Origin of the sequence: Salinibacterium sp. SWN248 (genome assembly GCF_015864575.1) — a bacterium.
Taxonomy (GTDB): Bacteria; Actinomycetota; Actinomycetes; order Actinomycetales; family Microbacteriaceae; genus Rhodoglobus.
This window is the reverse complement of the sequence record NZ_JADYWW010000001.1, coordinates 185,917-208,982: the sequence shown is the minus strand read 5'-3', so window position 1 is coordinate 208,982 and position 23,066 is coordinate 185,917. Positions and strand designations below refer to the sequence as shown.

25 protein-coding genes are annotated in these 23,066 nt (G+C 63.3%); 15 read left to right on the top strand and 10 right to left on the bottom strand.

What is annotated here, in order from left to right; translation table 11 throughout:
* Nucleotide 1 precedes the first annotated feature (1 nt).
* Both I6E73_RS00940 and I6E73_RS00935 read left to right on the top strand, forming a co-directional pair.
* A complete protein-coding gene (locus tag I6E73_RS00940) occupies nucleotides 2-1,201 on the top strand; it encodes an MFS transporter (protein ID WP_197122399.1) in 1,200 nt (399 codons plus the stop codon).
* 73 nt (nucleotides 1,202-1,274) lie between these two features.
* Nucleotides 1,275-1,430 carry a hypothetical protein gene (locus tag I6E73_RS00935; protein ID WP_197122397.1) on the top strand — a complete coding sequence of 52 codons (156 nt, stop codon included), beginning with the start codon at nucleotides 1,275-1,277 and terminating at the stop codon, nucleotides 1,428-1,430.
* A gap of 50 nt (nucleotides 1,431-1,480) precedes the next feature.
* Here I6E73_RS00935 and I6E73_RS00930 read toward each other — a convergent pair whose 3' ends face one another.
* Nucleotides 1,481-2,146: a hypothetical protein gene (locus I6E73_RS00930; protein WP_197122395.1), complete on the bottom strand. Its 666-nt coding sequence runs from the start codon at nucleotides 2,144-2,146 to the stop codon at nucleotides 1,481-1,483.
* 107 nt (nucleotides 2,147-2,253) lie between these two features.
* On the opposite strand from I6E73_RS00930, the gene I6E73_RS00925 reads away from it, so the two are divergent.
* The 8 genes from I6E73_RS00925 to I6E73_RS00890 all read left to right on the top strand — a co-directional run bounded on the left by I6E73_RS00925 (nucleotide 2,254) and on the right by I6E73_RS00890 (nucleotide 9,233).
* Nucleotides 2,254-3,291 carry an NAD(P)-dependent alcohol dehydrogenase gene (locus I6E73_RS00925; protein ID WP_197122393.1) on the top strand — a complete coding sequence of 346 codons (1,038 nt, stop codon included), beginning with the start codon at nucleotides 2,254-2,256 and terminating at the stop codon, nucleotides 3,289-3,291.
* 176 nt (nucleotides 3,292-3,467) lie between these two features.
* On the top strand, nucleotides 3,468-4,013 hold the full coding sequence (locus tag I6E73_RS00920) for a DoxX family membrane protein (protein WP_197122391.1): 546 nt from the start codon (nucleotides 3,468-3,470) through the stop codon (nucleotides 4,011-4,013).
* Between the two features lie 58 nt (nucleotides 4,014-4,071).
* Nucleotides 4,072-4,395: a helix-turn-helix domain-containing protein gene (locus I6E73_RS00915; RefSeq protein ID WP_197122389.1), complete on the top strand. Its 324-nt coding sequence runs from the start codon at nucleotides 4,072-4,074 to the stop codon at nucleotides 4,393-4,395.
* Entirely contained in the window at nucleotides 4,395-5,801 is a 1,407-nt protein-coding gene (locus tag I6E73_RS00910) for a type II toxin-antitoxin system HipA family toxin (protein ID WP_197122387.1), read from the top strand. Before I6E73_RS00915 ends, I6E73_RS00910 begins: the two co-directional genes overlap by 1 nt.
* Before the next feature lie 29 nt (nucleotides 5,802-5,830).
* Nucleotides 5,831-6,889 carry a type III polyketide synthase gene (locus I6E73_RS00905; RefSeq protein ID WP_197122385.1) on the top strand — a complete coding sequence of 353 codons (1,059 nt, stop codon included), beginning with the start codon at nucleotides 5,831-5,833 and terminating at the stop codon, nucleotides 6,887-6,889.
* 67 nt (nucleotides 6,890-6,956) lie between these two features.
* Entirely contained in the window at nucleotides 6,957-7,487 is a 531-nt protein-coding gene (locus I6E73_RS00900; protein ID WP_197122383.1) for an isoprenylcysteine carboxyl methyltransferase family protein, read from the top strand.
* Complete coding sequence (locus tag I6E73_RS00895; protein WP_231600494.1) at nucleotides 7,484-8,620, top strand: NAD(P)/FAD-dependent oxidoreductase; 1,137 nt, start codon at nucleotides 7,484-7,486, stop codon at nucleotides 8,618-8,620. Before I6E73_RS00900 ends, I6E73_RS00895 begins: the two co-directional genes overlap by 4 nt.
* A gap of 160 nt (nucleotides 8,621-8,780) precedes the next feature.
* Complete coding sequence (locus I6E73_RS00890; RefSeq protein WP_197122381.1) at nucleotides 8,781-9,233, top strand: hypothetical protein; 453 nt, start codon at nucleotides 8,781-8,783, stop codon at nucleotides 9,231-9,233.
* Here the strand turns inward: I6E73_RS00890 and I6E73_RS00885 are convergent.
* Together I6E73_RS00885 and nucS are read right to left on the bottom strand one after the other, a co-directional pair.
* Nucleotides 9,226-9,888, bottom strand: coding sequence for an HAD hydrolase-like protein (locus I6E73_RS00885; protein WP_197122379.1), 663 nt, complete (start codon nucleotides 9,886-9,888; stop codon nucleotides 9,226-9,228). The two genes, I6E73_RS00890 and I6E73_RS00885, sit on opposite strands and share 8 nt — an antisense overlap.
* Before the next feature lie 51 nt (nucleotides 9,889-9,939).
* The gene (gene nucS, locus I6E73_RS00880) at nucleotides 9,940-10,635 is read right to left on the bottom strand and encodes an endonuclease NucS (RefSeq protein ID WP_197122377.1); all 696 of its coding nucleotides are present in this window, start codon (nucleotides 10,633-10,635) and stop codon (nucleotides 9,940-9,942) included.
* A 111-nt stretch (nucleotides 10,636-10,746) separates the two neighbouring features.
* Between nucS and I6E73_RS00875 the strand changes: the two genes are divergently transcribed.
* Complete coding sequence (locus I6E73_RS00875; RefSeq protein ID WP_197122375.1) at nucleotides 10,747-11,475, top strand: alpha/beta fold hydrolase; 729 nt, start codon at nucleotides 10,747-10,749, stop codon at nucleotides 11,473-11,475.
* A gap of 29 nt (nucleotides 11,476-11,504) precedes the next feature.
* On the opposite strand, the gene I6E73_RS00870 is transcribed toward I6E73_RS00875, so the two are convergent.
* The gene (locus I6E73_RS00870; RefSeq protein ID WP_197122373.1) at nucleotides 11,505-12,923 is read right to left on the bottom strand and encodes an MFS transporter; all 1,419 of its coding nucleotides are present in this window, start codon (nucleotides 12,921-12,923) and stop codon (nucleotides 11,505-11,507) included.
* 75 nt (nucleotides 12,924-12,998) lie between these two features.
* Here I6E73_RS00870 and I6E73_RS00865 point away from each other — a divergent pair, with 75 nt between their 5' ends.
* Nucleotides 12,999-14,966, top strand: a complete 1,968-nt coding sequence (locus tag I6E73_RS00865; protein ID WP_197122370.1) for a M13 family metallopeptidase — start codon at nucleotides 12,999-13,001, stop codon at nucleotides 14,964-14,966.
* Nucleotides 14,960-15,874, top strand: a complete 915-nt coding sequence (locus tag I6E73_RS00860) for a serine hydrolase (protein ID WP_197106929.1) — start codon at nucleotides 14,960-14,962, stop codon at nucleotides 15,872-15,874. Before I6E73_RS00865 ends, I6E73_RS00860 begins: the two co-directional genes overlap by 7 nt.
* Nucleotides 15,875-15,888: 14 nt before the next feature.
* Here I6E73_RS00860 and I6E73_RS00855 read toward each other — a convergent pair whose 3' ends face one another.
* The 6 genes from I6E73_RS00855 to I6E73_RS00830 form a co-directional block, all read right to left on the bottom strand.
* Nucleotides 15,889-16,986 (bottom strand): DUF2510 domain-containing protein, encoded by a 1,098-nt coding sequence (locus tag I6E73_RS00855; RefSeq protein ID WP_197122368.1) that lies wholly within the window; start codon nucleotides 16,984-16,986, stop codon nucleotides 15,889-15,891.
* A 68-nt stretch (nucleotides 16,987-17,054) separates the two neighbouring features.
* Nucleotides 17,055-17,414, bottom strand: a complete 360-nt coding sequence (locus I6E73_RS00850; RefSeq protein ID WP_197122366.1) for a hypothetical protein — start codon at nucleotides 17,412-17,414, stop codon at nucleotides 17,055-17,057.
* 50 nt (nucleotides 17,415-17,464) lie between these two features.
* Entirely contained in the window at nucleotides 17,465-17,884 is a 420-nt protein-coding gene (locus I6E73_RS00845; protein ID WP_197122364.1) for a roadblock/LC7 domain-containing protein, read from the bottom strand.
* On the bottom strand, nucleotides 17,884-18,459 hold the full coding sequence (locus I6E73_RS00840) for an ATP/GTP-binding protein (RefSeq protein WP_197122362.1): 576 nt from the start codon (nucleotides 18,457-18,459) through the stop codon (nucleotides 17,884-17,886). The genes I6E73_RS00845 and I6E73_RS00840 overlap by 1 nt, the downstream gene beginning before the upstream one ends.
* A gap of 259 nt (nucleotides 18,460-18,718) precedes the next feature.
* Entirely contained in the window at nucleotides 18,719-19,351 is a 633-nt protein-coding gene (locus I6E73_RS00835) for a GNAT family N-acetyltransferase (protein WP_197122360.1), read from the bottom strand.
* 53 nt (nucleotides 19,352-19,404) lie between these two features.
* Nucleotides 19,405-20,640, bottom strand: coding sequence for a glutamyl-tRNA reductase (locus tag I6E73_RS00830; RefSeq protein WP_197122358.1), 1,236 nt, complete (start codon nucleotides 20,638-20,640; stop codon nucleotides 19,405-19,407).
* A gap of 17 nt (nucleotides 20,641-20,657) precedes the next feature.
* Here I6E73_RS00830 and hemE point away from each other — a divergent pair, with 17 nt between their 5' ends.
* Nucleotides 20,658-21,716, top strand: a complete 1,059-nt coding sequence (hemE, locus tag I6E73_RS00825; protein ID WP_197122356.1) for a uroporphyrinogen decarboxylase — start codon at nucleotides 20,658-20,660, stop codon at nucleotides 21,714-21,716.
* 5 nt (nucleotides 21,717-21,721) lie between these two features.
* Entirely contained in the window at nucleotides 21,722-23,014 is a 1,293-nt protein-coding gene (locus I6E73_RS00820; RefSeq protein ID WP_197122354.1) for an NAD(P)/FAD-dependent oxidoreductase, read from the top strand.
* The last annotated feature ends 52 nt before the right edge of the window (nucleotides 23,015-23,066 follow it).

Here is a 23,066-nt window from a genome sequence, read left to right as displayed (position 1 = left end):
GGTGGCGAAGCGCCCGCCGATCTCGTTTGCGCTGAAGGTTCTCTATGGCGATACCTTCACGATGGCCGTCGGCTTTTACATGCTCGTGCCGTTGCTGGCGTACCACTTTCTGCAAGATCTGACCCTCACGATCGCGGTTGTCGCGGCGCTAACGGCCGTGCGCACCGCCGCCCAAAACGGCATGATGCCGATCGCCGGGTGGGTTGCTGACCGCATCAACTTTCGCCGTGCCATCCTGATCGGGGTGCTCGTTCGGGCTTCGGGATTCGCCATGCTGGGCACCGTGGATTCCGTGCCGTTGCTAGTGGTGGCGTCGATCCTCACAGGGCTCGGCGGTGCGCTGTTTCACCCCGCCAGCTATTCGGCGTATGCCGCCCTCACGACCGGCAGCGACCGCATCCGCGTGTATTCGACGCGCGAGGTGGTCAGCAATGTTGGCTTCATCGTGGGCCCCATCATCGGCGGTTTCTTAGCGGGTGCTGACTTTGCTTTCGTGAGCCTGTCGGCGGCGGGGATGTTCGTGATCGCGTTCATCATTAGCGCGTTCGGCTTGCCCGGACCGGGGGAGGACGACAAGGCGCGCACCCCGCCGCGCTTGCGAGTTGCCTTCGCCGACCTTGCGTTCGTGCGGTACTGCGCGCTCGTGGCGGGAACCGCGGTGCTCATCGCTCAGTTCTATCTCGTGATCCCGTTTCGGGCCGCCGAGTTCACGTCGGGCCCGTCTGATCTCGGCTTCATCTACTCGGGCGCTGCGATCGTGATGGTGCTCACGATGCTGCCGCTCACGGGTGCCGCTAACCGTTTTCTGCCTGACCGCGTGACCCTCGCCGGCGCGACGACGTGTCTGGGCGTCGGCGTCGGCATCATGGGGCTCTCGACGAATCTGCCCGGAATGCTCGTGGGCGTTGCCGTGTTCATTGTCGGCCAAATGCTCGCGCAGCCCGTGCTCAATGCCACCGTTTCGCGCTTCGCCCCCGAAGGCTCCGTCGCGAGCTACTTCGGCGTGCAGGGTCTCGCCAACGCGATCGGTGGCGTCGTGGGAAGCAGCTCGGCGGGAGTGATCTACGCGCTCGCCGGCTCGGGTGAGCCCGGGGCCGAGTGGGTCTGGCTGACCTACCCCGCGTGGGCGGTCATCGTCGCGGTGCTGTTTGTGGTGTTCGGGCCGAGGCGCGCTTCAGGCTCGAAAGGCCGGGCCGTTTAACAGAGGAAGACGACTTCACGCTGAAACCTTTTCTCACCGGCAGTTTTACGTTCCGATGGCTACACTGCCGGGCATGGGTAAGTTCACAGACAAGGTTCGGTCGATGTTCGGGCTTTCACGACCGATCCCTAGAGAAGATGCTGACGAAATCGACGACTGGGTGAATGAAGGTGGAGCCCCTAACCCCGAGGGTCCGCCACGCGTCATCGAGAACGGTAAGAAGAAATAGCGACCGCCCGTGCGTTGCTCGGAAGCTATTCGGCTCGTATCGGCCCTCAGCTAGCGCCGGTCGCCCCACCATTGCGGGCTCGCGGCGAGCACCGCATGCACGGCGCCGTCAAGGTCATCGAGGTCGCCCGTGAGGAGCCACGCTTCGGCCGCGGCGACCGTTCCGCCGGCGGCGTAGGCGACAGCCATGGCAAACGTCGTTTCGGAAAGCGGGGCGAGTGTGGCAGGCACGATTTCTGGATGCCGCCGCAGATGATCCGCGAGAATCTCGCGCGCAGGCTCGATGAGCACCGAACGCAGGCGGCCGCTCAGGCGGCCGCTGGCCGCCATCCGATAGAGCGTGGCGTGGGTGCGCACGTGGTTGAGGAAGACGCGAGTGGGGCCGGCGAAAACATGGTTCGTCGTCGACAAGGTCGTGGTCGATGCGTTCTGGTTCGCTCTAGCGTCCGGGGCAGGCTCAGTGGCGTGGGAGAACGCAGCCGTCTCCGCGGGGTCGAGCAGATCACCGAATTGTTCGATGGCGTCAGCCAACTCGGCGTGCAGGGCAGTGGCGATGAGATCAACGGGGTCGCAGGCATGGCGGTAGAAAGTGTCGCGGCTGATGCCGGACGCGTTCGTGATGTCGGTGACCGAAATGGTGGCGATGTCGCGCTGCTCGGCGAGGGCGTAGGCCGCCGCAACGAGAGCGTCGCGGGAGCGGCGAGTGCGAGCATCCATAACCGAACTGTAGCGGAATAGACCACTATCTGACACCTGTCAGATAGGACGTATAGGCTAGAGGGGAGGCTGCAAACCTCAGCCTCACCCTAGAGAGGATTTAGCCCATGCAAGCAGTGAAGCTCGTAAGCCCCCACACGATGGAACTTCAGGATGTTCCCGTGCCGGAGATCGGTCCCGATGAAATTTTGGTCAAGATTGCGGGCGCTGGGCTGTGCCACTCCGACCTCCACGTCCTTCACATGGGCGAAGAATGGCCCTTCTTCGGCGGAACAGTCGGTCACGAAGGCGCCGGCTGGGTGGAAAAAGTTGGTTCAGCACTCGAGGGCTACAGCAAAGGTGACGCCGTTCTTGTGAGCCTAATCTGGGCGTGTGGCCACTGCCGCGCCTGCATCGAAGGTCGCGACAACGAGTGTGAAGTCAACGGCAGCCGCATGCAATTCCCCACCACCCCGGGCCTCGGCCCAGACGGCGCCATGGCCGAGTACCTGGTCGTGAAGGCCCGCCACCTCGACAAGATCGGTGACCTCGACCCCGTTCAGGCAGCGCCCCTCGCGGATGCCGGTGTCACCCCCATGCACGCCATCAACAGTGCGCGTTCGCGCCTCACTCCTGGCTCGACCGCCGTAGTAATCGGTGTCGGTGGCCTCGGACACCTCGGACTCCAGATTCTGAAGGCCACCACCGGTGCCCGCATCATCGCCCTCGACAGCGATGACTCCAAGCTCGAGCTCGCGCGTGAACTCGGTGCTGACCTTGTGCTCAAGAGCGACGGCGCTGCAGCTCAGCGCATCCTCGATGAAACTAACCAGTACGGTGCGGATGCCGTCTTCGATTTTGTTGGCATTCAGCCCACCGTAGATCTCGCGGTTGCCGTGATCGCTCCCGGCGGGATGCTCCGCTTTGTAGGCCTCGGCGGTGCACAGTTCGATTACGCCGTAGGTGCCGCCCCGGTCCTCCCGTGGGGAACCGACGTTCAGCTCTCGTATGGCGGAACCCGCGCCGATCAACTCCAGGTGATCGCGCTTGCTCAGCAGGGCAAGCTTGGCGTTGAGGTAACGAAATACCCGATGGCCGACTTCCAGAAGGCCTTCGACGACCTCGAAGCCGGCCGCATTACCGGCCGTGCGGTACTCATTCCGTAACGGCTAGCCGCGCTCCGAACAGCGCGACGGCCACGGCCCTCACCACACCCGGTGGGGGCCGTGGCTCGTTAACGTTGGTTGGCCGTGGCCGTGGCTGCTGCCGCTGCCGCTGCTGGCCACTCGCGCTGCAGCTTGTCACTCGGCAGACCCTAAGCCCGCCCCACCAGAATGGTGGAATGCATAAGACACCAGCCGCCAGTGACTCGACCGGGAACACTCCGTCAAGCGAGCAGATCGAAGTCGCGTCTGCCAGAGATTCAACCGCGCCCGACGAACCTTCGCGCGCCAGTCGCATTGGCCGCCGGATCGGCCGTATCGCACTCGGCGCCTCCCTCGTTTTCGCTGGCATCGGCCATCTCACCTTTGCGCGCGACGACTTCCAGGCTCAGGTGCCGAATTGGCAACCGTTCGATCAAGACTTCGTGGTCGTGGCATCCGGTGTTGTCGAGATCGCGCTCGGTAGCGCCCTGATTCTTTCCAAGAAGTACCGCCCGGCCGTGGGCTGGATTGCCGCCGCGTTTTTCATCGCGATCTACCCCGGCAACATCTCCCAGCTCGTCAACCACGTCGATTCCCTCGGTCTCGACACTGACCTGAAGCGCTGGATTCGGATGCCGTTCCAGCCCGTGCTCATCGCCTGGGCTTTGTGGTCTACCGGGGCCTGGCGCGCATGGCGTGCTTACCGTCGTGACCAGGTTCACAGCCCACTCATAATGCCGTAAAAAGTAGCCATAATCTGATATTGTGGCTAATAATTACGGCACTAACTGAGGAGACGAGATGGCGTCACAGAGCGCGAATCTTGCGCGAGAGATGGAGCGTCTCGGCCGCAACATCAGGGCATGGCGCAAGATTTCAGGGCTCACGACCCTCATCACGGCGGAGCGTGCTGGAGTTTCCCGCGACACTCTTCGCGCGATCGAAACGGGGCGCTCTACGTCATCCGAGAACTTGCTCGCCGTCATGCGGGTGGTCGGAATTCTTGCTGCAGTGGTCGATGCGTCCGACCCCATCGCGAGCGATTTTGGTTCCCGTAACCTTGCACGCGCGAGCGTGGAACGAGTGCGTAGCCCACGACCGACCCTTCGAACCGAGGGAGAGTAATGCGTGAGCCACTCGCCTCCGCCGACGTTAGTGTTGTTCTTCCTGATGGCGCCGAAGTTCAGGCGGGAACTGTCGCCAGCGAAGGGGCAAGCAGTTCTGCCGCGACGTCGCTCGTTTTTCGCTACACCGATAGTTACGTCACCGATCCTCGGGGCTATGACCTTTCCCCGGACATGCCGCGCACGAGCGGACCGATTCGCACGTGGTCTGGCCGCGAAACGCTGGGCGCACTAGGTGACTCGATGCCGGATGCGTGGGGCAAGCGAATCATTCGCGCCGGCACCCCTGCCCGCACCACGCTCGACTTTCTCACTCACGTCAATGACGCGACCCGACAGGGCGCGCTTCGGTTGCGTGATGCGCAGGGCACGTACCTAGGCGCCCACAATCATCCGGTCGCTGAGGTGCACGACCTCACGAGGATCGTCGCCGCCGCGCGCGCTTTCGAGGCGGGCGAGGAGACGGATGCCGAACTTCAGATTCTTGCCGACGCGGGTACCAGCGCGGGAGGTGCTCGCCCTAAAGCGACCGTCACCAAGGGTGGCGAACTGTGGATGGCGAAGTTCGCCCGCGAGACAGAGTTCTACGACCCCATGGCCTGGGAAGCCACGGCGCTTGCCTTAGCGAAAGCTGCCGGCATCCACACCCCAGAATTCGATCTCGTGCGCCTTTCGGAGTCGCAATCGATTCTCCTCAGTCGCCGTTTTGACCGAGACTCTGATCGCCGCATCGGGTACATCAGCGCGCATTCGCTGACCACAAAAAGTGACAACCACACGCTGTCCTATAGCGACCTCGCTGACACTCTCGCGCAATACAGTCCGGCGCCGAGCGACGATCAGGCTGAGCTGTTTCGTCGGATTGCGCTCAATCTCATCATCAGCAACGTTGATGATCATTTTCGGAACCACGGATTCCTTCGCGACCACAATGGCTGGAGCTTGTCACCGGTTTTCGATCTCGAACCCAACCGTCGCCCCGACCACGTCGAAGCGACGCCGATCGTCGAGGGCGGCGAACGGTACGGGCGCGACATCCGGCAACTGCGCGACGCCCACGACGCGTTCCGGCTCAGCCGCGACGACGCCTCGGCCATTGTGCGCGATGTCGCCGCACGCACCACGGACTGGACTCAGGTCGCCGTCAGCTACGGAATTTCGCCGGAAGCAGCAGAGTCGTCGAGGCGTGCGATCGATGGCCCCAACCGTGAGAGGGCGTTAGCGATGACAGCGGGCTACGCTCCACCGTCCGGCGCTTCGAACCCACGCTCTGCTGCACAGAAACGGCGAGGGCAGCTGGGCGTCCCTGGCAACTCCGGGCAGTGGGCCCGAACACCAGAGGCTGGCACTGGCCACGACGACGGTCACGGTCACGGCGACGGCCTCGGGCGCGACGCCGGTGCGTGATAAATTCACTAAATGAGCGGAGTCTCTGAATGAGCAGAGTTACGGCAGTCGCCCCGGTGGTGCCCGAGCGCAGCTACACGCAGGCCGAAATCACAGCCGAGCTTGGCCCGCTCCTGTCTGCCACACCCTCGCATCAGGCTGTCATCGAGCGGATGCACGGAGCCAGCGGCATCCAGCGTCGGCATACTGCCCTCCCGCTCGAGCGTTACCGCGATCTCGGCAGCTTTCGGGAGAGCAACGACGAGTTCATTCGCGTCGCTACCGACCTGCTTGATCGGGCGCTGAGAACAGCACTCGCGGATGCCGGGCTCGCCCCGAGCGATGTCGACTTTGTGTTCTTCACCTCTGTCACCGGCATCTCGGCACCCTCGATCGACGCCCTGCTGATTCCGCGGCTGGGGCTGCGACCCGACGTGAAGCGGGTTCCGTCGTTCGGGTTGGGGTGCGTGGCGGGGGCCGCGGGCTTAGCTCGGGTGCATGACTATCTGGTCGGGCATCCGGATGACGTGGGCGTCGTTCTGAGCGTCGAGCTGTGCTCGCTCACCCTGCAACGCGACGACCAGACCATGGCCAACTTCGTCGCTACCGGCCTCTTTGGCGACGGTGCTGCAGCGGTCGTGATGGTGGGGGAGAACCGCAGCGAGCCGGGCCCGCGCGTCATCGACACCCGCAGCACGTTCGTAGCCGACAGCAACGATGTGATCGGCTGGAACGTGGGCGGCACTGGCTTCGAGATCGTGCTGAGCGCCGGCGTGGCCGACGTGATTCAGAACAGCTTCCCGGGCGAGGTCAGCGAGTTTCTGGGCCGCAACGGCCTGACGATTGCCGATATCGATACCTGGATCGCGCATCCGGGTGGCCCGCGCGTGCTCGAAGCGTTCGAGAGTTCGCTCGGGCTTCAGCGCAGCGACCTGCAGTCGAGCTGGGATTGCCTTGCCCGCGTCGGCAACCTGTCGTCGGCAGCGGTGCTGCATGTGCTGGCGGATGCTCTGCACGCCGATCCCGCGCCAGCCCCCGGTAGTCACGCTCTCGCCTTCGCTCTCGGGCCTGGCGTCAGCGCCGAATTCGTTCTCTTGGAGTGGTCGTGATGGGCGCCGCTGCTGGGTTTCGTGGCCGCCTCAACGACCGAGCGCTGAGCATGAAGGAGCCGCGCGCATGACCGTCATTGCCTACATCGCGCTTGTGCTCGGCACCGGCATGGAACGCCTCTATGAGCTGCGCATCTCCCAGCGCAACGCTGCGGCAGCGTTCGAGCGCGGCGGTCGCGAGTATGGGCAGAAGCATTTTCCGTGGATGGTGGCCCTGCATACGGGCCTGCTGATCGCCTGCGTTGTCGAAGTGATCGTGGCCGATCGCCCGTTCCTGCTGTGGCTCGGAATCCCGATGCTCGTCATCACCCTGCTCTGCCAAGCGGCACGCTACTGGATTATCAACTCGCTCGGCGCTCAGTGGAACACGCGCGTAATCGTGGTGCCCGGAGCCGGCCGTGTGCAGAACCGCGGGCCGTACAAGCTGACGTGGTTGCCGCATCCCAACTACCTTGTCGTGGCGATCGAGGGCATCGCGTTGCCGCTCGTGCACACCGCGTGGGTCACCGCGATCGTCTTCACCGTGCTGAACGCGGTGCTGCTGTTAGCGTTCCGCATCCCGACCGAAAACCGGGCACTGCGCGAACTGACGCCATGAGTGGGGCGGGTGACGATGCGGTCGCTGCAGGTACGGCCGATGATGCGGCGGCCGAACCGAGCGTTTCGCCGGTCATCGACGTCATCGTCGTCGGTGGCGGGCCCATCGGTCTCGCCGCTGCCATCAACGCGCGGCTGCGCGGCCTGACCGCCCTCGTGGTCGAACCGCGCACCGGCACCATCGACAAAGCCTGCGGCGAAGGAGTCATGCCCGGCGCCGTCGCCGAACTCGCCGCTCTCGGGGTGCACCCACACGGGCGCAAGATCGCGGGCATCAGTTACCAAGACGGCACCCGCACCGCCGAACATCGCTTCGCCTCAGATGCCGCGCTCGGCGTTCGCCGCACCGAACTGCACCGTGCGCTCACCGAGCGTGCGCTCGAGCTCGGCGTTGAGTTCGACCACGGCAAGGTTGAGGCGATCGAGCAAGGCGACGACGGCGAGAACGGCGGCGCGGTATCCGCGCACCTCGCCGACGGCCGCACCATCGAGGGGCGGTGGATGCTCGGCTGCGATGGCCTGCACTCCACGGTGCGCGAGCTGGTTGGTCTGGCCGCGCGCCCTCGCCGCGTGAGGCGACGTGATTCTCGGCGGTTCGGCATCCGGCAGCACTTTGAGATTGCTCCGTGGACGGATCTCGTGGAGGTGCATTGGGCGCCGACCGCGGAGTTGTATGTCACGCCGGTGAGCGACACCGAGGTGGGTGTTGCGGTGCTGGGCCCGCGCGGAACGTCGTTCGAGGAGGCGCTGGCGAGTGTGCCTGCGCTCGCCGAACGGTTGCGCGGCGCGACTCCTGCGTCGAGCGTGCGGGGGGCTGGCCCGCTCTTGCAGAACACGACCGGGCAGCGCGCGGGCCGAGTGCTGCTCGTGGGCGACGCCGCTGGCTACGTCGATGCGATCACGGGGGAGGGAATCCGCTTAGGGCTCGCGGAGGCGCGCGCCGCCATCGAGTGCATCGTCGCCGGCAAACCTGAACGGTACGAACGCGAATGGCGGCGAGTGACCCGCGACTTTCGGATGCTCACCACCGGGCTCGTGGCGGCCGCGAACTCACCGCTGCGCCGAGCCATCGTGCCGTTCGCCGCGCGGTTGCCCGGCATTTATGGTCGCATTGTGGAAAGCCTGGCCCGCTAGAGGTTGTGGCCTGGCTAAGCCAAGGACCAATCCGGAATTAAATCGTGGTGGCCCGGTTAGGTCTCGGTTCGATCAACTTTGTTCCTGAAGCCCCCCCGCGCAGGAGCATGAGCTTTAGTTGAATTATGCAGAGGTGCCGCAGCGGGAAATGGAGATCCAGGTGATGCGCAGAACACGCAGTTTTCGTTACCGAGCGGTCGGGCGGGCCAGTGGGCTCGCCGCCGCCCTCGTCGTATGCGGCCTAGCCCTCACGGCGTGCGTCGGTCCGAGCATCGCGCTCAAGGATGCAGGCGACTGTGATGACGCCGCGGTTGTGGCGGAAGACGACACCGGCGCCCTCGTCGCCTGCCTCATTGATGACGATAAGGTCGGCATCCGCACCGGAGGGAGTAGCGGTCGGCAGTGGACGCCAACGAAAGCGTATGCGGCTGACGACGGCGTGATGCACGTTGAGTTTCGTCAACCACCATCGCTGCTGCCGAGCATGAACAACATTGAGTACACGCTGCACGTGCTCGAGATCCCTGACGGCGTCGACCGGGATCCGCTCGTGATCGAGCAAACCTTCAACGATGAGTTCCCGAAAACGGTCGAGCTGCGGCCTTCTAGCTAGGAAGCAGCAGCGGCAGCAGTTCTTCTGCCTTCGACACGACCGCGAGCGAGCCCTCGGATTCGCCGGGGTTGCCATAACCCCAGTCGACATAAATCGTGGGGATGTTGTGCTCGGCAGCGCCCTCGATGTCGTAGAAGCGGTCACCGATCATGACGGGGTTGCTGATATCTGCCCCGATCATGGTGAGGCGGTTGAGTGCTTCGGACACGATGTCTTTCTTCGCGCTACGAATCTCATCGATCGACGCACCCGCCATCACGCGGAAGTACTGCGTGAGGTTCGCTAGGTCGAGAATCACGGATGCGGGAAACTCGGGCTTCGAGGTTGCCAGCGACAGCGGAATTCCGGTCGCGTGCAGCGTCTTCAGTACCTCGGGCATGCCTGGGAAGATGTCGCTTCCGTTGGCGCTGTTGCCCTCCATGTAGTGGCGGCGGTAAATCGAGAGGGCCTGCGCCGCTTCAACGGCGGTGAACCCGGCGCGGTCGCGAAACGAGTCCACAATGGGCGGGCCGACGTAGGCCCGAAGCTCTTCTGCCGAGGGAACCGGGTGGCCCATCTCCTCAAACATGTACGCGAGTGACGCCGTAATTCCGGGCGCCGAGTCGGCGATCGTGCCATCGAGGTCAACGAGAATGCAAGTCCAGTTATTAGCCATTTGTTACCAGCCTAGGCCGTGTGCCTGAAGACTAAGACAATCGCCTGAAGACTAGAACAATCGCATGTTGGGGTCGTCGAGTCCGCGCATCTCGTCGTAATCCAACAACACACAGCGGATCCCGCGGTCCTTCGCGAGCGTGCGTGCCTGAGGCTTGATTTCCTGGGCTGCAAAAATGCCGGTGACCGGAGCTAGCAGCGGGTCGCGGTTCATCAACTCGAGGTAGCGCGTCAACTGTTCAACACCGTCGATGTCGCCGCGGCGCTTGAGCTCCACGGCAACGCTCGCACCTTTCTCATCGGTCGCCAGAATGTCGACCGGCCCGATGGCGGTCATGTATTCGCGGCGCACGAGGCGGTAGCCCTCGCCGAGAATGTCGATGTGCTCGGCCAACAGCTTCTGCAGGTGAGCCTCGACGCCATCCTTTTGCAGTCCGGGGTCGACGCCTAGTTCGTGGCTCGAATCGTGCAGGATTTCGTGGATCGAGACGATGAGCATGTCGGCCGACTTGGTGTGGGCGACCTTCCAGATCTCGGTGACTCCGGCATCCGACTGCTCGGCTCCGGGCTCAAGAGTGGAAAGCACACAGGGCGGGCTCATCCAGTTAAGCGGCTTGTACGAGAGCGCATCGGAGTGCACGAGCACACTGCCGTCGGCCTTCAGTAACAGCAGTCGCGTCGCGAGGGGCAGATGGGCACTGAGACGCCCGGCGTAATCAACGGAGCATTTGGCTATGACAAGTCGCACCGTCCTACGGTACTCGGAGAAGGCCGGTGGTGAATCATTCCGGACGAGATTCATCATCTGGCCGCGCCGCCGACGGCCATCCGCGTTCGCGCACCTGACAGGATGGTGACCATGTATGTCGCCACCTCCGGACCAGCCGATGCCCCGCCCGTACTGCTTCTCCACGGTGGCGGTGTTGCGGGATGGATGTGGGATTCATTGCGAGAGCGGCTCGAGGCCGATTACCGGGTGATTGTTCCTGACCTCCCGGGCCACGGACGCTCAGCCGACGAACCCTATGTTTCGCACGCCGCGACGGTCGCAGCGCTGGCAAGTCTCATCACGACCCCGGTCACCGTAATCGGGTTCTCGCTGGGCGCGCAGCTTTCGATTCTGCTCGCATCGCACCACCCTCAACTCGTCACGAATGCCGTGATCGTGAGCGCGCAGGCGAAAGCCATGCCCTTCACGGGGCTCACCCTCGCCGCCCTGGGGGTCAGCGCTCCGCTCGCTCGCCAGCGTTGGTTCGCCAAGCTACAAGCTCGCGAATTGTTCGTTCCTCCTCACCAACTCGAGGACTACATCGAGACGAGTGCCGGTGTCACGAAAGAAAGCTTGCTCGCCGCCGTCGGCGAGAACATGAGATTCGAACTCCCGGCGGAGTGGTCTGCCTTCGACGGTCGTGTACTCGTGATGGCCGGGACGAAGGAGCGTCGGCTGATGCACGAGTCGGCCGCCGCGATTCACGAAGCCCAGCCCAGCAGCACACTCACGCTCGTCGAAGGCTGCGGGCACGGCATCCCGCTGCAACGCCCGGACTGGTTCAGCGACCGCGTGAGGGAGTGGCTCGCTCAGGCCTGAGTGATCAGCTTCGAGGAAGCTGCGCGGTGCTACTTGCCAGGGCGCTTGCGCTTGAACTTGCCCAAGCCGCGACGCTCGTTCTCGCGCTGAGCTTCTTCGATCTGCTCGGGGGTGATGACGAAGTACATTTCGGTGGTGGCCATAGTGATGGCAATGGATGTCGTACCCGGCGACGAGAAGTCGACGTACGGGAAAGCGTGGCGGCCTGCCAGTTCGCGGGCGTAGGGCGAGAGCAGTCCGGAGATGATCGCGAGAACGACGATGAGCAGCAGGGCGTTCAGCACGCCGACTTGGTCGCTGAGAACGCCGATCATGGGTGGGCCGATCAGGGTGGAGGCGTAAGCGATGGTCGCCACGGCGGTGACGCGGGCGGTGGCACGCTTGGGGTCATCCGCAGCGGCGGAGATGCCGACGGGGAAGCCGAGTGCGGCACCTGCACCCCAGAGCGCGGTGCCGATGACGGCGAGCCAGACGGCGGGCGAAAAGATCACGAGCAGCAAGCCGGCAGCAGCGAGACCGGCGGATGCGCGCAGTACGGGGACGCGACCGAAGCGGTCGAGGGCGCGAACGCCAAAGAAGCGGGTGGCGGTCATGGCGGTCACGAAGACACCAAAGATCAGGGTGCCGAAGGCGTTGGAGATTTCGTAACCGTCGACCATGGCGAGAGCGAGCCAGTCGATCGCCGAGCCTTCGGCAAAGGCCATGCCGAGCACAATGATGCCGATGAGGATGGTGCGGGGCTCGAGCCAGACACTCTTCAATTTCGGGGCGGTCAGCTCACCCGCGGCGATCTTCATCTCCACGGTGTTCGGCGCCGGATCGGCGAGGCGTTCGGGCAGGATGAACGCCGACACGATGAGCGCGGTGATGAGCACGATCGCCGAGACGATCACGAGGTGGGTGGCGAGAGGAACGCTCAGCGCCTCTGCCGCAGCGCCGAAGCCAGCGCCCGCCATCGTGCCGAGACTGTAGAAACCGTGCAGGGTAGGCATGCTCGAACGACCGAGTAGTCGTTCGTTCGCGGTGCCCGAGAGGTTAATCGCAACGTCGTAGGTGCTGAAAGCCAGCCCAAAGACAGCGAGAGAAATCACAGCACCGAGGAAGCTGCCCAGTACCCCAATAATGATCGCGGTGGCGGCGAGCGAAGCGACAAACAGCACGACGCACGCCCGTACGACGATCTTCGCGCCGAACCGCTCGACGAGCTTGCCGGCAACGACGAGCCCGAGCAGCGAGCCGATCGCGAGCCCGAAGAGCATGATGCCAATCTCCGAATGGCTGGCATCAAAAGTGTCACGCACCGTCGGGATGCGGCCAACCCAGCTGGCAAAAGAGAAGCCAGCGAGCGCGAAAAGGGTGGCGATCGCATTGCGCCACGAAAGCACCTGGCGGCTGGTGAGGCCGTGCGGAAGAGAGGGGGGTGTGGCGGCCGAGTCAGAGGCTGTCATCACTTAAGTGTAGGGCTATCCACTGGTCTCAGATTCGCAGCGAATCCTTGTAAAGAACGCTCTAGGCTGGGGTGCATGAGTGCCGAATCGTCATTGCCTTCCGGAATTGCCGTCAACGAACTAGATGAGAAGGTGCGCCCTCAAGACGATCTCTTCCGCCATGTGAATGGCGCCTGGATTGACCGCACCGAGATTCCGTCGGACAAGGCGCGCTATGGCTCGTTCATGGTGCTGGCCGAAGAGTCCGAAGCCGCTGTGCGCGACATCATCATTGAGTCGCAGTCGGCTGAGCCGGGCACAGAAGCGCGCAAGGTCGGCGACCTCTACGCAAGCTTCCTGGATGAGGCCCGTGCCGACGAGCTCGGGGCTACCCCCATCGCACCGCAGCTTGCCGACGTAGCCGCTGTCGATTCCATCCCCACTCTTCTCAGCACTCTCGGTCGCCTCGAACGCGGCGGCACGAGTGGCTTCTTCCAACTCTTCGTCGACAACGACCCCGGCAACCCCGAGCGCTACCTCGTCTTTCTCGAGCAGGGCGGTCTTGGCCTCCCCGATGAGTCGTATTACCGCGAAGAAAAGTTCGCCGAAATCCTCGCCAAGTACGAAACCTTTATTGAGCGGATGCTCACGCTCGCCGGTCTCGATGCCCCGGCTGAGCGTGCCGGCCGCATCGTCGCCCTCGAAACCGAGATCGCGTCGAAGCACTGGGATAACGTCGCCAACCGTGACAGTGAAAAGACCTACAACCCGATGACGTGGCAGGCCGCTAACGACCTCACGGGTGCTGTCGACTTGAACGTGTGGCTCGACGCCATCGATGTTCCCGACCATGCCTTCGACGAGGTTGTCGTGCGCCAGCCCAGCTTCGCCGAGGGGCTAGAGGCGGTGCTGAGTGACGACCACCTGCAGGCGTGGCGTGACTGGTTGTCGTGGCAGGTCATCCGCAACAACGCTGCCTACCTGTCGGGTGACTTTGTTGAAGCGAACTTTGATTTCTACGGTCGCACGCTGTCGGGCACTCCCCAGCTTCGTGCCCGCTGGAAGCGCGGCGTCTCGCTGGTCGAAGGAGTGCTTGGAGAAGCTGTCGGCAAGATTTACGTTGAGCGTCACTTTCCGCCGACGGCGAAGGCCGCGATGGATGTGCTCGTCGCCAACCTTGTTGAGGCTTACCGCCAGTCGATCACCGACCTGGAGTGGATGAGCCCCACCACCCGCGAGCGTGCGCTCGAGAAGCTCGACAAGTTCACGCCCAAGATCGGGTTCCCCGAAAAGTGGCGCGACTATTCCACGCTTGAGATCAGCGCGGATGACCTCGCCGGCAACGTGCGGGCGGCCAACGAATTCGAGTTCCAGCGTGAACTCGGCAAGATCGGCAAAGAGCTCGACCGCGACGAGTGGTTCATGACGCCGCAAACCATCAACGCCTATTACAACCCTGGCTTCAACGAGATCGTCTTCCCCGCCGCCATCCTGCAGTACCCCTTTTTCGACGAGGGTCGGGATGACGCCGCCAACTATGCCGCGATCGGTGCGGTAATCGGACACGAAATCGGTCACGGCTTCGACGATCAGGGTTCCAAATACGATGGCGATGGTCGCCTCATTGACTGGTGGACTCCCGAAGATAAGGCCGCGTTCGAAGAACGCACCAAGTCGCTCATCGACCAGTACGACGCTTTGGCTCCGGCTCAGGTTCCCGAGCACCACGTCAATGGCTCGCTCACGATTGGCGAGAACATCGGCGACCTCGGCGGGCTCGCGATTGCGTGGAAGGCCTACCAAATCTCGCTCGACGGAGCCGAAGCTCCCGTCATCGACGGCCTCACCGGCGCGCAGCGATTCTTCATGTCCTGGGCGCAAGCGTGGCAGCAAAAGGGTCGCGATGAAGAGGTAATTCGCTTGCTCGCGATCGATCCTCACTCGCCGAACGAGTTCAGATGCAATCAAATTGTTCGCAATCTTGACGCGTTCTATGAGACATTTAGTGTTACGAAATCCGATTCGTTGTGGCTGGACCCGAAAGATCGCGTCACTATTTGGTAGAGATCGAGCAAACCCGAGAACGCCGGAATCGCATTCGCACCCCCCGAGTTGCGAAGCATGCCGGAACTGGAGAAGTACCCAACTTCACCAGTACCTTTGCCGCGCTTGGAAAACTGAAACTTGCCGATCGCAGCGTGCGCGTATCCGCCAGTGCGGTCGACATCAACACGGGCAAGACGATCCTCAGCATCGACGATCGGGTAGAGCTTCCCACGGCCAGCATCGGCAAGATCCTGTTGCTCATCGAAGTAGCGGCACGATTCGATAGTCGCGACTTTGCCCCCTACGGCATCCTCGACAAAGTTCCCGGAGCCTCCGTCGGTGCTGCAGGGCTGTGGCAGCACTTGCAGGCACCATCGCTTCCGGTAGCGGACTTGGCGGCCCTCGTCGGTGCGACCAGCGACAACCTCGCGACCAACATCCTGCTGCGTCTCATTGGGTTGGATGCTGTGCGAGCCCGCACCGAATCCCTCGGCCTCACCAAGACAGCACTTCTCGACCTCGTGCGTGACACCCGCGGTCCCGACGATGCACCGCAGCTTTCCGTCGGCTCCGCCATAGAACTCAGTTGGCTATTCGGCGCCCTCGCCCGGGGTGAAATTGTGAACTCGATCGCCAGCCAGCGCGTGCTCGGTTGGCTCTCGCTCAACACCGATCTGTCGCTCGTGGCGAGTGCGTTCGGGCTTGATCCCCTGGCTCACCGGGGAGCAGACCACAACACACTGCTGGTCAACAAGACCGGAATCGACCAGGGGGTGCGAGCGGAAGCGGGCGCCCTCAGAGGCAACAAGCGCGCGGTCGCCTATGCGGCATCCATTCAATTTGATGACGCCAACCTTCGTTCACGCTTGCGCGTGATTGAAGCGATGCGCACCTTCGGCCTCGACCTGCTGGAGTATGTGCACTAAGACGCACCCCGCGGCTAGCGACTGAAGCGTGCTTTCAGTCGAGAGAAGATTCCCTCTTTCGAGGCTTCAGACTCAGGCATCCGAATCACATCTGCCGTCGTATCGACGGTGTGCGTCAACAGACCCATCAGTTCAAAAGTCGAGACCAGACGACGCGCTTCATCTTCAGGAACATGCGCGAGTGACGCGAGTTCGGTGATCGTGAGGTAGGCGGCGCCGAGCATTGCGGTCATGCTCATCTGATCGGTCGTGTGCGTGAGCGTGGTGAGGTTTGGCCAGCGACGGAGCTTGAAGCGAGCACCCGAAAGGCTCAGCGGATCGAACGACTCGGGCTGAGCCTGAGTGCCGATGAGCCAAATCAGGGGTTCCCAGTCGCGGCCAGCTTCACTGTGATGGATCGCGAGCGGGCGAGCGACGGTTTCAACGTCACCATCGGTGTTCGTTGCGGAGAGTTTTTCGAGCGGTTGGGCCCACCAGTAGACGCTGCCGCGGGGGTCAATGACCAGGGTGGGGGCGTCGGCGAAGCGGAGTTCCACGAGCGGTTCCGCAGCGGAATGAACGGCTTCGGTGATGGCGCGGTTGAGCGCGTTCCAGGTGGCCGCGGGCAGAGCGATATCAACACTGCTAGCGGGGCCCGCGCGGCGCTTGCCGGCTGCGGGCGCAACGGAGGCGGCATCCGCTTGAGTGTTGTCGTCGTCGATCGGGGTGACGTTGAGAATGTGTGCGGTGGCGCGCGTCGGCTCGTCGGCAGGTGCAGCAGTAGCGGCAGCAACCGTCGATGAGGCTGTGACCGGGACAGGGGCGGTGGCCGTCGCAGTAGTTGTCGTGCCGCCCATTGCGGGCATTGCCGAGGCCATGGAGGCACTCGCGTTCGCATGATCCCGGGCGCTCTTGCGCGGGGCCGGGTGAATGACGAGAACGTCGGGGTCCGCGGCGGTGGCAGGAGCGCTGACGTTGAACTGTTCTTCAGCGATCGTGTCGTTTAGTGGTGTTGGCGAGCTGTCGAGGGCCGAAACGTGCTCGGTCCAGGACGCGGAATCCCACCAGCGAAGCTGCAGAGCGCCCAGCGGGTCGCGGTACCACCCAGCGGGGATACTGGTGCCGTCGGTCATGATGTTTCTTTCTGAGCGGTAAAGCCTGCTGTGGCGGTCATCGAATGACCGCCACAGCGAGTGGATTCTTAGAGGCCGAGGCTGGAGTCGGCGGTCTTGACGTTGATACGTGCAAGCGCGAGGTTCGACTTCGCCTTGTCGAGTACGAAGTAGATGAAGACCTCGGGGTTCGATGCCAACGGGCGGATGATGTGGTACTGGCTCGAGAGCGTGATGAGGATGTCGTCGATGGAGTCCTTGAGGCCGAGAGCCTTCATGGTCTTGAGCTTGGCGCGCACTACCTCGGTGTTGCCGGCTGCTGCCGCGTCGAGGTCGATGCCGGTTCCGGCGCTTCCGAGCAGCATGCCCGATCCGCTGTCGACTACTGCGGCAGCCATAGCGCCGTCAGTCTCGAGAAGAGCGGCGAGGGTTTCAGTGATGTTTGACATTGTGTTCTCCGTTTAGGTGTCGGGTTGGTGTTACTTCGAGTGGTGCGTAGTTACGCAATGAGCTCGGCCATGCGTCGCGCGGCGATGCGAGCGATCGAGAGGCCTTTGCCCAAAGTTTCATGAGTGTCGAACAGCGCGGCGAGCACGATGGGGTGCCCTTGAACGCGCAGTTGGATGACGTGGCCGAGTTCGGATGCAATGATCACGTACTCGTTGGTGCCGATTTTCAGTTCGTGGGCGACAGCATCGCTGAGTGCTTGCACTGAGCTGGACATGCTGGCGAAGCGTCCGCCATCCGCGTGGGTTCCGTTGAGGTGAACGATCTCGAAGCCATCATCGGTGAGCAGCGAGGCAAAGGTGAGCGAGCTCGCAAGATCTTGCATTTCGGCGAGGGTGCGGTTGCCGGCATCGATGTGGACGGGGTTCAGGTGCGACGCCATGGTGGCGACGGGCGCAGGTGTGAGGTTCATCAGATTTTCTCGGAGATTGGTGCCGGAGCAGGTGCAAGGAGTTCACGCATTTCGACGCTGGCGACGAGCGTCAGCAGCAGGGTGCGCATCTCTTCAGCATTGCGCGGGTCAACGGTGAATACGGGAATGAGCTGGTCAGGGGATGCAGCGGTGAGTGCTGCGGAATAGTCGGCAACGCTGGGTGCATCAGACACATCAGACTTGGTGACACCGATGACAACTGCGCCGCGGGAGTGAAGGTCGCGGAAGTTGTTGAGGTATTCGAGAAGCAACGCGACAGAGTCGGGCGCATCATTGTTGATCAGCAGCAGTAGACCACGTGCGCGGCCCGCCAAAATAGACCACATGAAATCGAAACGCTTTTGCCCCGGAACTCCGTAGAGGCGAACCTTCGTGACATCGTCGATGGTGATCTCGCCGTAGTCAAGCGCCACCGTAGTGGTCTCTTTATCCGCTGTCTCGCGATCCGTGTTGGTAGCCTCAGTCGACACCACATCGATTTCACTCAGACTGCGAATAGCGGTCGTCTTGCCGGAGCCCATGGGGCCAGCAAACAAAACGACATGCTCAGACATAGATCTCTTTCGGTTGGTTTGTAGTTCGGAGCCGACGCCCCATCAGATGGGCGTAGAAAAACCGCGTAACGGTCGGGAAGTGTGCGCGGTGTTATAAGAATCGGCGCTGCCGAAAATCTTCACGAGTCCCCACTCGGGGGACGCGCGGCGAGATCCCGCAGAAAACTGCACCAGAACGTTCTGTCTGTCCCCTAGTCTGGGTGTGCATTTTCCGCGGAAAATGGGAGAATTCGCAAAGAAAAACGAGGGCGCGGGAGCCTCAACTGTGCGGGTGTGCAGCCCATTCGCGGTCGAGAATTGCATAAATTCCGGTATCGGCCCACGCGCCCTTGAACCACATATCTTCCACGTGATGCGCTTCATGCCGCATGCCAAGCGCGAGACACAAGCGAACGGAATGGTCGTTTCGGGGATCCAGATTGGCGAATACCCGGTGCAGCTTCAGAGTGTCGAAAGCGAGATCGAGCAGAGCGGATGCCGCCTCCCGGGCATAGCCCTTGCCCTGAAAATCGGGATGCAGCGCCCAGCCGATCTCAGCATTCGAATCCTCAGCGCTTTCGATCTTGAAATACAGGGTTCCGATCATCACAGGGCGGCGCTCGCGGTGGTGAGCTGAGGGCACCGCACCCGCCGCAACAGGAGGAACAGCATCCGGAAGCTCAATGGCCAGCTGCACGTAATCGTCAGTCTCCGCGAGCACTTCGCTGGCCGTCCACTCGGTGATCTTCTCGATTATCGTGGCGCGGTCGCGGGGCTCGTAGAGCATGTAGGTGGTGAGCTCGGGGTCTGACTGCTGGGCGTGCAGATCATCGATATCGTGCTCGCTGGGAGTGAGACGGCGCAGCACGAGGCGCTCGGTGTGGAGGGGCGTTGTTGACTCATACGGTTTCATGCGAGCCCCTCATCGTTGTGGGTGGTGCCGAAGGCCAGAATCGCGACCCGTGACTACGCCGTGTGCGGTCGCGCCTGGGCGTCGCTTGCTCGTGCCGTGCGCTCCACCGGGATGTTGTAGAGCGCCGAGAGGGCAGCATCAAACTCTGCGACGCGGCCATCAGCCGCGAACTCGCGGGCGCGCACCGAAGGGCCGTGCAGTAGAACGCCGCCGAGGTGACGCAGCGCCGAAATGGTTTCGTCGCCGGCTCCGCGGGCAGTGGCGCGAGCTATTTCCGCCTCAAGGAGGGCGAAGTGGTGCGTGCGAAGAGCAACGATGGCTGGCTCCGCCTGGCTTTCGGCAGCGAATTCGTGGGCGGCCGTGCGAACCAGGTTGCGAGCATCCGCATGCGCGTTCAGTTCTTCGAGCGGGGCGTGCAGGCTGATGGTTTCGAGGTCGAGCAGGTCAACACCGTTGAGTTGGCCAACGGCGGGGTCAACGTTGCGGGGGAGCCCGAGGTCGAGCACGAGGCACTTGCTGGCGGCTGAGAAGCGTTCGGCGCCGAGCAGAGCGCTCACGGTGCAGGTGACTACGACATCGACGTCGAAGTCCTCGCTCTGGGTAAGCCCGTGCTTGAGGGCGAAGGCGGCGTCGCGGCCCGAGGGCGAGAAGACGCGAAGGTCGAGTGCGCCTTTGTCGCGCAGGGCGTTGACGGTCGTGACCGCGTAGCGGCCGGTGCCCACGACGAGAACGCTCGCGGTCGACCAGTCGGCGACGCGGCTCGAGGCCAGTTCGAGAGCGAGGCGCACGAGGGACTTGCCTGCCCCGCCGATGGCCGTGTTGTTCTTGATGCCGCGGCTCGTGTGAGTGGCGCGCTGAAAGAGGCGCTCGAGGTCGCGGGTAGTGGTGCCATCCTTGCGCGCCTGATCGAGAGCGCGACTGACCTGGCCGGAGATCTCGGCTTCACCGATCACGACGGACTCAAGACCCGAGGTCACCGCAAAGAGGTGAGCTGCGGCATCCGCCCCCTCATGAACGGCGATGGAGGCGTGCAAAGTATCGAGGCTGAGTCCAGTGCGTTCGCTCAGCGATTCGAGCAGAGAACACACGGTGATGGCCGAACCGGCGGTGAGTGGTTCTTCGACATCGAGGTAGGCCTCGAAGCGGTTGCAGGTGGCAACCAGAACGGCTCCGGCAACGAAATCATTGTGCGATACGAGGTCGACGGTGGCCGCCGGGGCGACCTCAGACAGACTTTCGAGTACGTCTAAGCTCGCGTTGCGATGATTCGAGCTAAGACACAGGAGCACAACCTAATGTTAACCCCGTGACTTTGAATTCTGACCACCCACTTCTCGACGGCCGCACAGCTAACTCGCCTATCATCCGGGCCTACCGCGGCGATCGCCCCGAAACCACTCCCGTCTGGTTTATGCGCCAGGCCGGCCGCTCCCTTCCGGAGTACCGCAAACTGCGCGAAGGCAACGAAATGTTGGAGGCGTGCCTCACGCCCGACCTCGCGAGCGAAATCACGATGCAGCCCGTGCGCCGCCACGATGTCGACGCCGCTATTTTCTTCAGCGACATCGTGATCCCCGCCAAGCTTGCCGGCGTTGAGGTCGAGATTGTTCCCGGTCGTGGCCCCGTGTTCGCTAACCCCATTCGTACAGCGGCGGATGTCGCCAAGCTGCACCCGATCGACCCGGCTGCGTTTGCGCCGATCCGCGAGGCTGTCGCGCAAACCGTTGCTCAGTTGGGAACCACCCCGCTGATCGGTTTCGCTGGAGCACCATTCACTCTCGCGTCGTACATGGTTGAGGGTGGCCCGAGCAAAGACCAGCAGCGTGCTCGCACGCTCATGTATTCCGACCCGCAGACCTGGGCGAACTTGCTCAACTGGTGTGCGGATGTCGCTGGCGAATTCTTGATCGCCCAGGTTGAGGCTGGCGCCTCTGCCGTTCAGCTGTTCGACTCCTGGGTTGGCTCGCTCTCCGAGCAGCAGTACGTGCGCCGGGTTGCCCCGCACTCCAAGCGCGTTCTGTCGCACTTGCGCGGTTACGAGGTTCCGAAGGTTCACTTCGGTGTCGGCAGCGGCGAAGTTTTGCAGGCCATGCACGGCATTGGCGCCGACGTGATGGGTGTTGACTGGCGCATCCCGCTCGATGAGGCTGACCGTCGCCTCGGTGGCGGCGTTCCACTGCAGGGCAACATCGACCCCGCGCTGCTTGGCGCACCGTGGCATGTGCTCGAAGCGCACGTGCGCGACGTCATGAACCGCGGCCGCGTTGCCCCAGCCCACGTCGTGAACCTCGGCCACGGTGTTGGCCCCGACACTGACCCGGATGTGCTCACCAAAATTGTGGAGCTCGTTCACGAGGAAGGTTAGTGAGCGTGAGCACGACAGAATTCACCGTCGTTGGCGGGGGCATTGCCGGACTCGTTGTGGCGCGCCGTCTCGCTAGGGCGGGACGGACCGTGCGTCTCATTGAGGCAAGCGATCATCTGGGCGGCACCGTGGCATCCCACCGTGTCGGCGGCATCAATCTGGATGCCGGAGCCGAAAGCTTCGCCACCCGCGGCAATACTGTTGCCGACCTCGCTCGCGAGCTGGGTCTTGGCGACGACATCGTTTCGCCGAGCGACGAAGGTGCCTGGCTGCAGCCCGTGGATGGCACGGCCCTTCCGTTGCCCAGCACCGGCATCTTGGGCATTCCGGCGACACCGCTCGACGCTCAGACGATCGCAGTTCTGGGTATGGGCGGCGCTCTGCGCGCCCAACTCGACTCACTTATCCCGTGGTTCGGAAAGCGTACTGACGTGTCGCTCGGAGCGCTCGTTCGTCGCCGCATGGGCAAGGCCGTCGTAGAGAAACTGGTCGCCCCCGTCGTGCACGGCGTGTACTCGCTGCACCCCGACGATCTTCCGCTCGACCGCGTTGCAACGCTCAAGGAACGCCTCGCCCTCCACGGGTCGCTGGCGGCAGCGGTGCGTTCGATGCGCGGCGCGATGCCGGCCGGAACCGCGGTTCAGGGCATCCGGGGCGGCATCAATCGACTCGTCACTGAGTTGGCCGCCGACCTGAAGACCTACGGCGTGATTGTCGAGCTCGACCGGCGCATTGAGAGTGCTGAGGCGCTCGCCGACCTTGACGGTACCGTCATTGTGGCGGCTCCCGGCATCCTCGCCCCGGTTCGTGGCCGCACCGTGACGCTCGCAACCCTCGTGCTTGATGCGCCCGCGTTGGATACCGAACCCCGCGGTTCAGGAGTGCTCGTCGCCCCCGGCTGCACCGCCGTTTCCGCTCGCGCGCTCACCCATGCGACCGCGAAATGGCAGTGGCTGAAAGAGCAGGCGGATGGCCGCCACGTTGTGCGCCTCTCGTACAACGAGGTGCCGGCCGGAGAGTTTGCCGACGTCGCTCGTCGCGATGCCGAAGTGCTGCTCGGGGTTTCGTTGCCGCCGGGGTCCGTTATCGATTTTGCTCGTCGCGAATGGGTTCGCCCGGCCGCGCTCGCCGCCGCTGAGCGCACGGATGGCGTAGTCGTTGTCGGCGAAACCGTCGGCGGAACCGGGCTGGCTGGCATCGTCACGCACGCCAACGCCACGGCCGATCGACTGCTGGCGCTCGCCACCGAGGAGCCCGCCGCCGAGCCCGCCGCTGAGGCAGCCGAAGAGATAGAATAGTTAGGTTCACCTAACTCACGGTATTTTCCCAGTGTGCCCAGAAGGCGCGGGA

Coding starts and splice junctions, on each gene's coding strand:
- I6E73_RS00840 (WP_197122362.1), bottom strand. CDS start 18,459: ATGTCTGAGCATGTCGTTTTGTTTGCTGGCCCCATGGGCTCCGGCAAG.
- I6E73_RS00915 (WP_197122389.1), top strand. CDS start 4,072: ATGGCGTCACAGAGCGCGAATCTTGCGCGAGAGATGGAGCGTCTCGGC.
- I6E73_RS00905 (WP_197122385.1), top strand. CDS start 5,831: ATGAGCAGAGTTACGGCAGTCGCCCCGGTGGTGCCCGAGCGCAGCTAC.
- I6E73_RS00930 (WP_197122395.1), bottom strand. CDS start 2,146: ATGGATGCTCGCACTCGCCGCTCCCGCGACGCTCTCGTTGCGGCGGCC.
- I6E73_RS00900 (WP_197122383.1), top strand. CDS start 6,957: ATGACCGTCATTGCCTACATCGCGCTTGTGCTCGGCACCGGCATGGAA.
- I6E73_RS00895 (WP_231600494.1), top strand. CDS start 7,484: ATGAGTGGGGCGGGTGACGATGCGGTCGCTGCAGGTACGGCCGATGAT.
- I6E73_RS00920 (WP_197122391.1), top strand. CDS start 3,468: ATGCATAAGACACCAGCCGCCAGTGACTCGACCGGGAACACTCCGTCA.
- I6E73_RS00870 (WP_197122373.1), bottom strand. CDS start 12,923: ATGACAGCCTCTGACTCGGCCGCCACACCCCCCTCTCTTCCGCACGGC.
- I6E73_RS00845 (WP_197122364.1), bottom strand. CDS start 17,884: ATGAACCTCACACCTGCGCCCGTCGCCACCATGGCGTCGCACCTGAAC.
- I6E73_RS00935 (WP_197122397.1), top strand. CDS start 1,275: ATGGGTAAGTTCACAGACAAGGTTCGGTCGATGTTCGGGCTTTCACGA.
- I6E73_RS00850 (WP_197122366.1), bottom strand. CDS start 17,414: ATGTCAAACATCACTGAAACCCTCGCCGCTCTTCTCGAGACTGACGGC.
- I6E73_RS00910 (WP_197122387.1), top strand. CDS start 4,395: ATGCGTGAGCCACTCGCCTCCGCCGACGTTAGTGTTGTTCTTCCTGAT.
- I6E73_RS00885 (WP_197122379.1), bottom strand. CDS start 9,888: ATGGCTAATAACTGGACTTGCATTCTCGTTGACCTCGATGGCACGATC.
- I6E73_RS00855 (WP_197122368.1), bottom strand. CDS start 16,986: ATGACCGACGGCACCAGTATCCCCGCTGGGTGGTACCGCGACCCGCTG.
- I6E73_RS00865 (WP_197122370.1), top strand. CDS start 12,999: ATGAGTGCCGAATCGTCATTGCCTTCCGGAATTGCCGTCAACGAACTA.
- I6E73_RS00835 (WP_197122360.1), bottom strand. CDS start 19,351: ATGAAACCGTATGAGTCAACAACGCCCCTCCACACCGAGCGCCTCGTG.
- I6E73_RS00875 (WP_197122375.1), top strand. CDS start 10,747: ATGTATGTCGCCACCTCCGGACCAGCCGATGCCCCGCCCGTACTGCTT.
- I6E73_RS00925 (WP_197122393.1), top strand. CDS start 2,254: ATGCAAGCAGTGAAGCTCGTAAGCCCCCACACGATGGAACTTCAGGAT.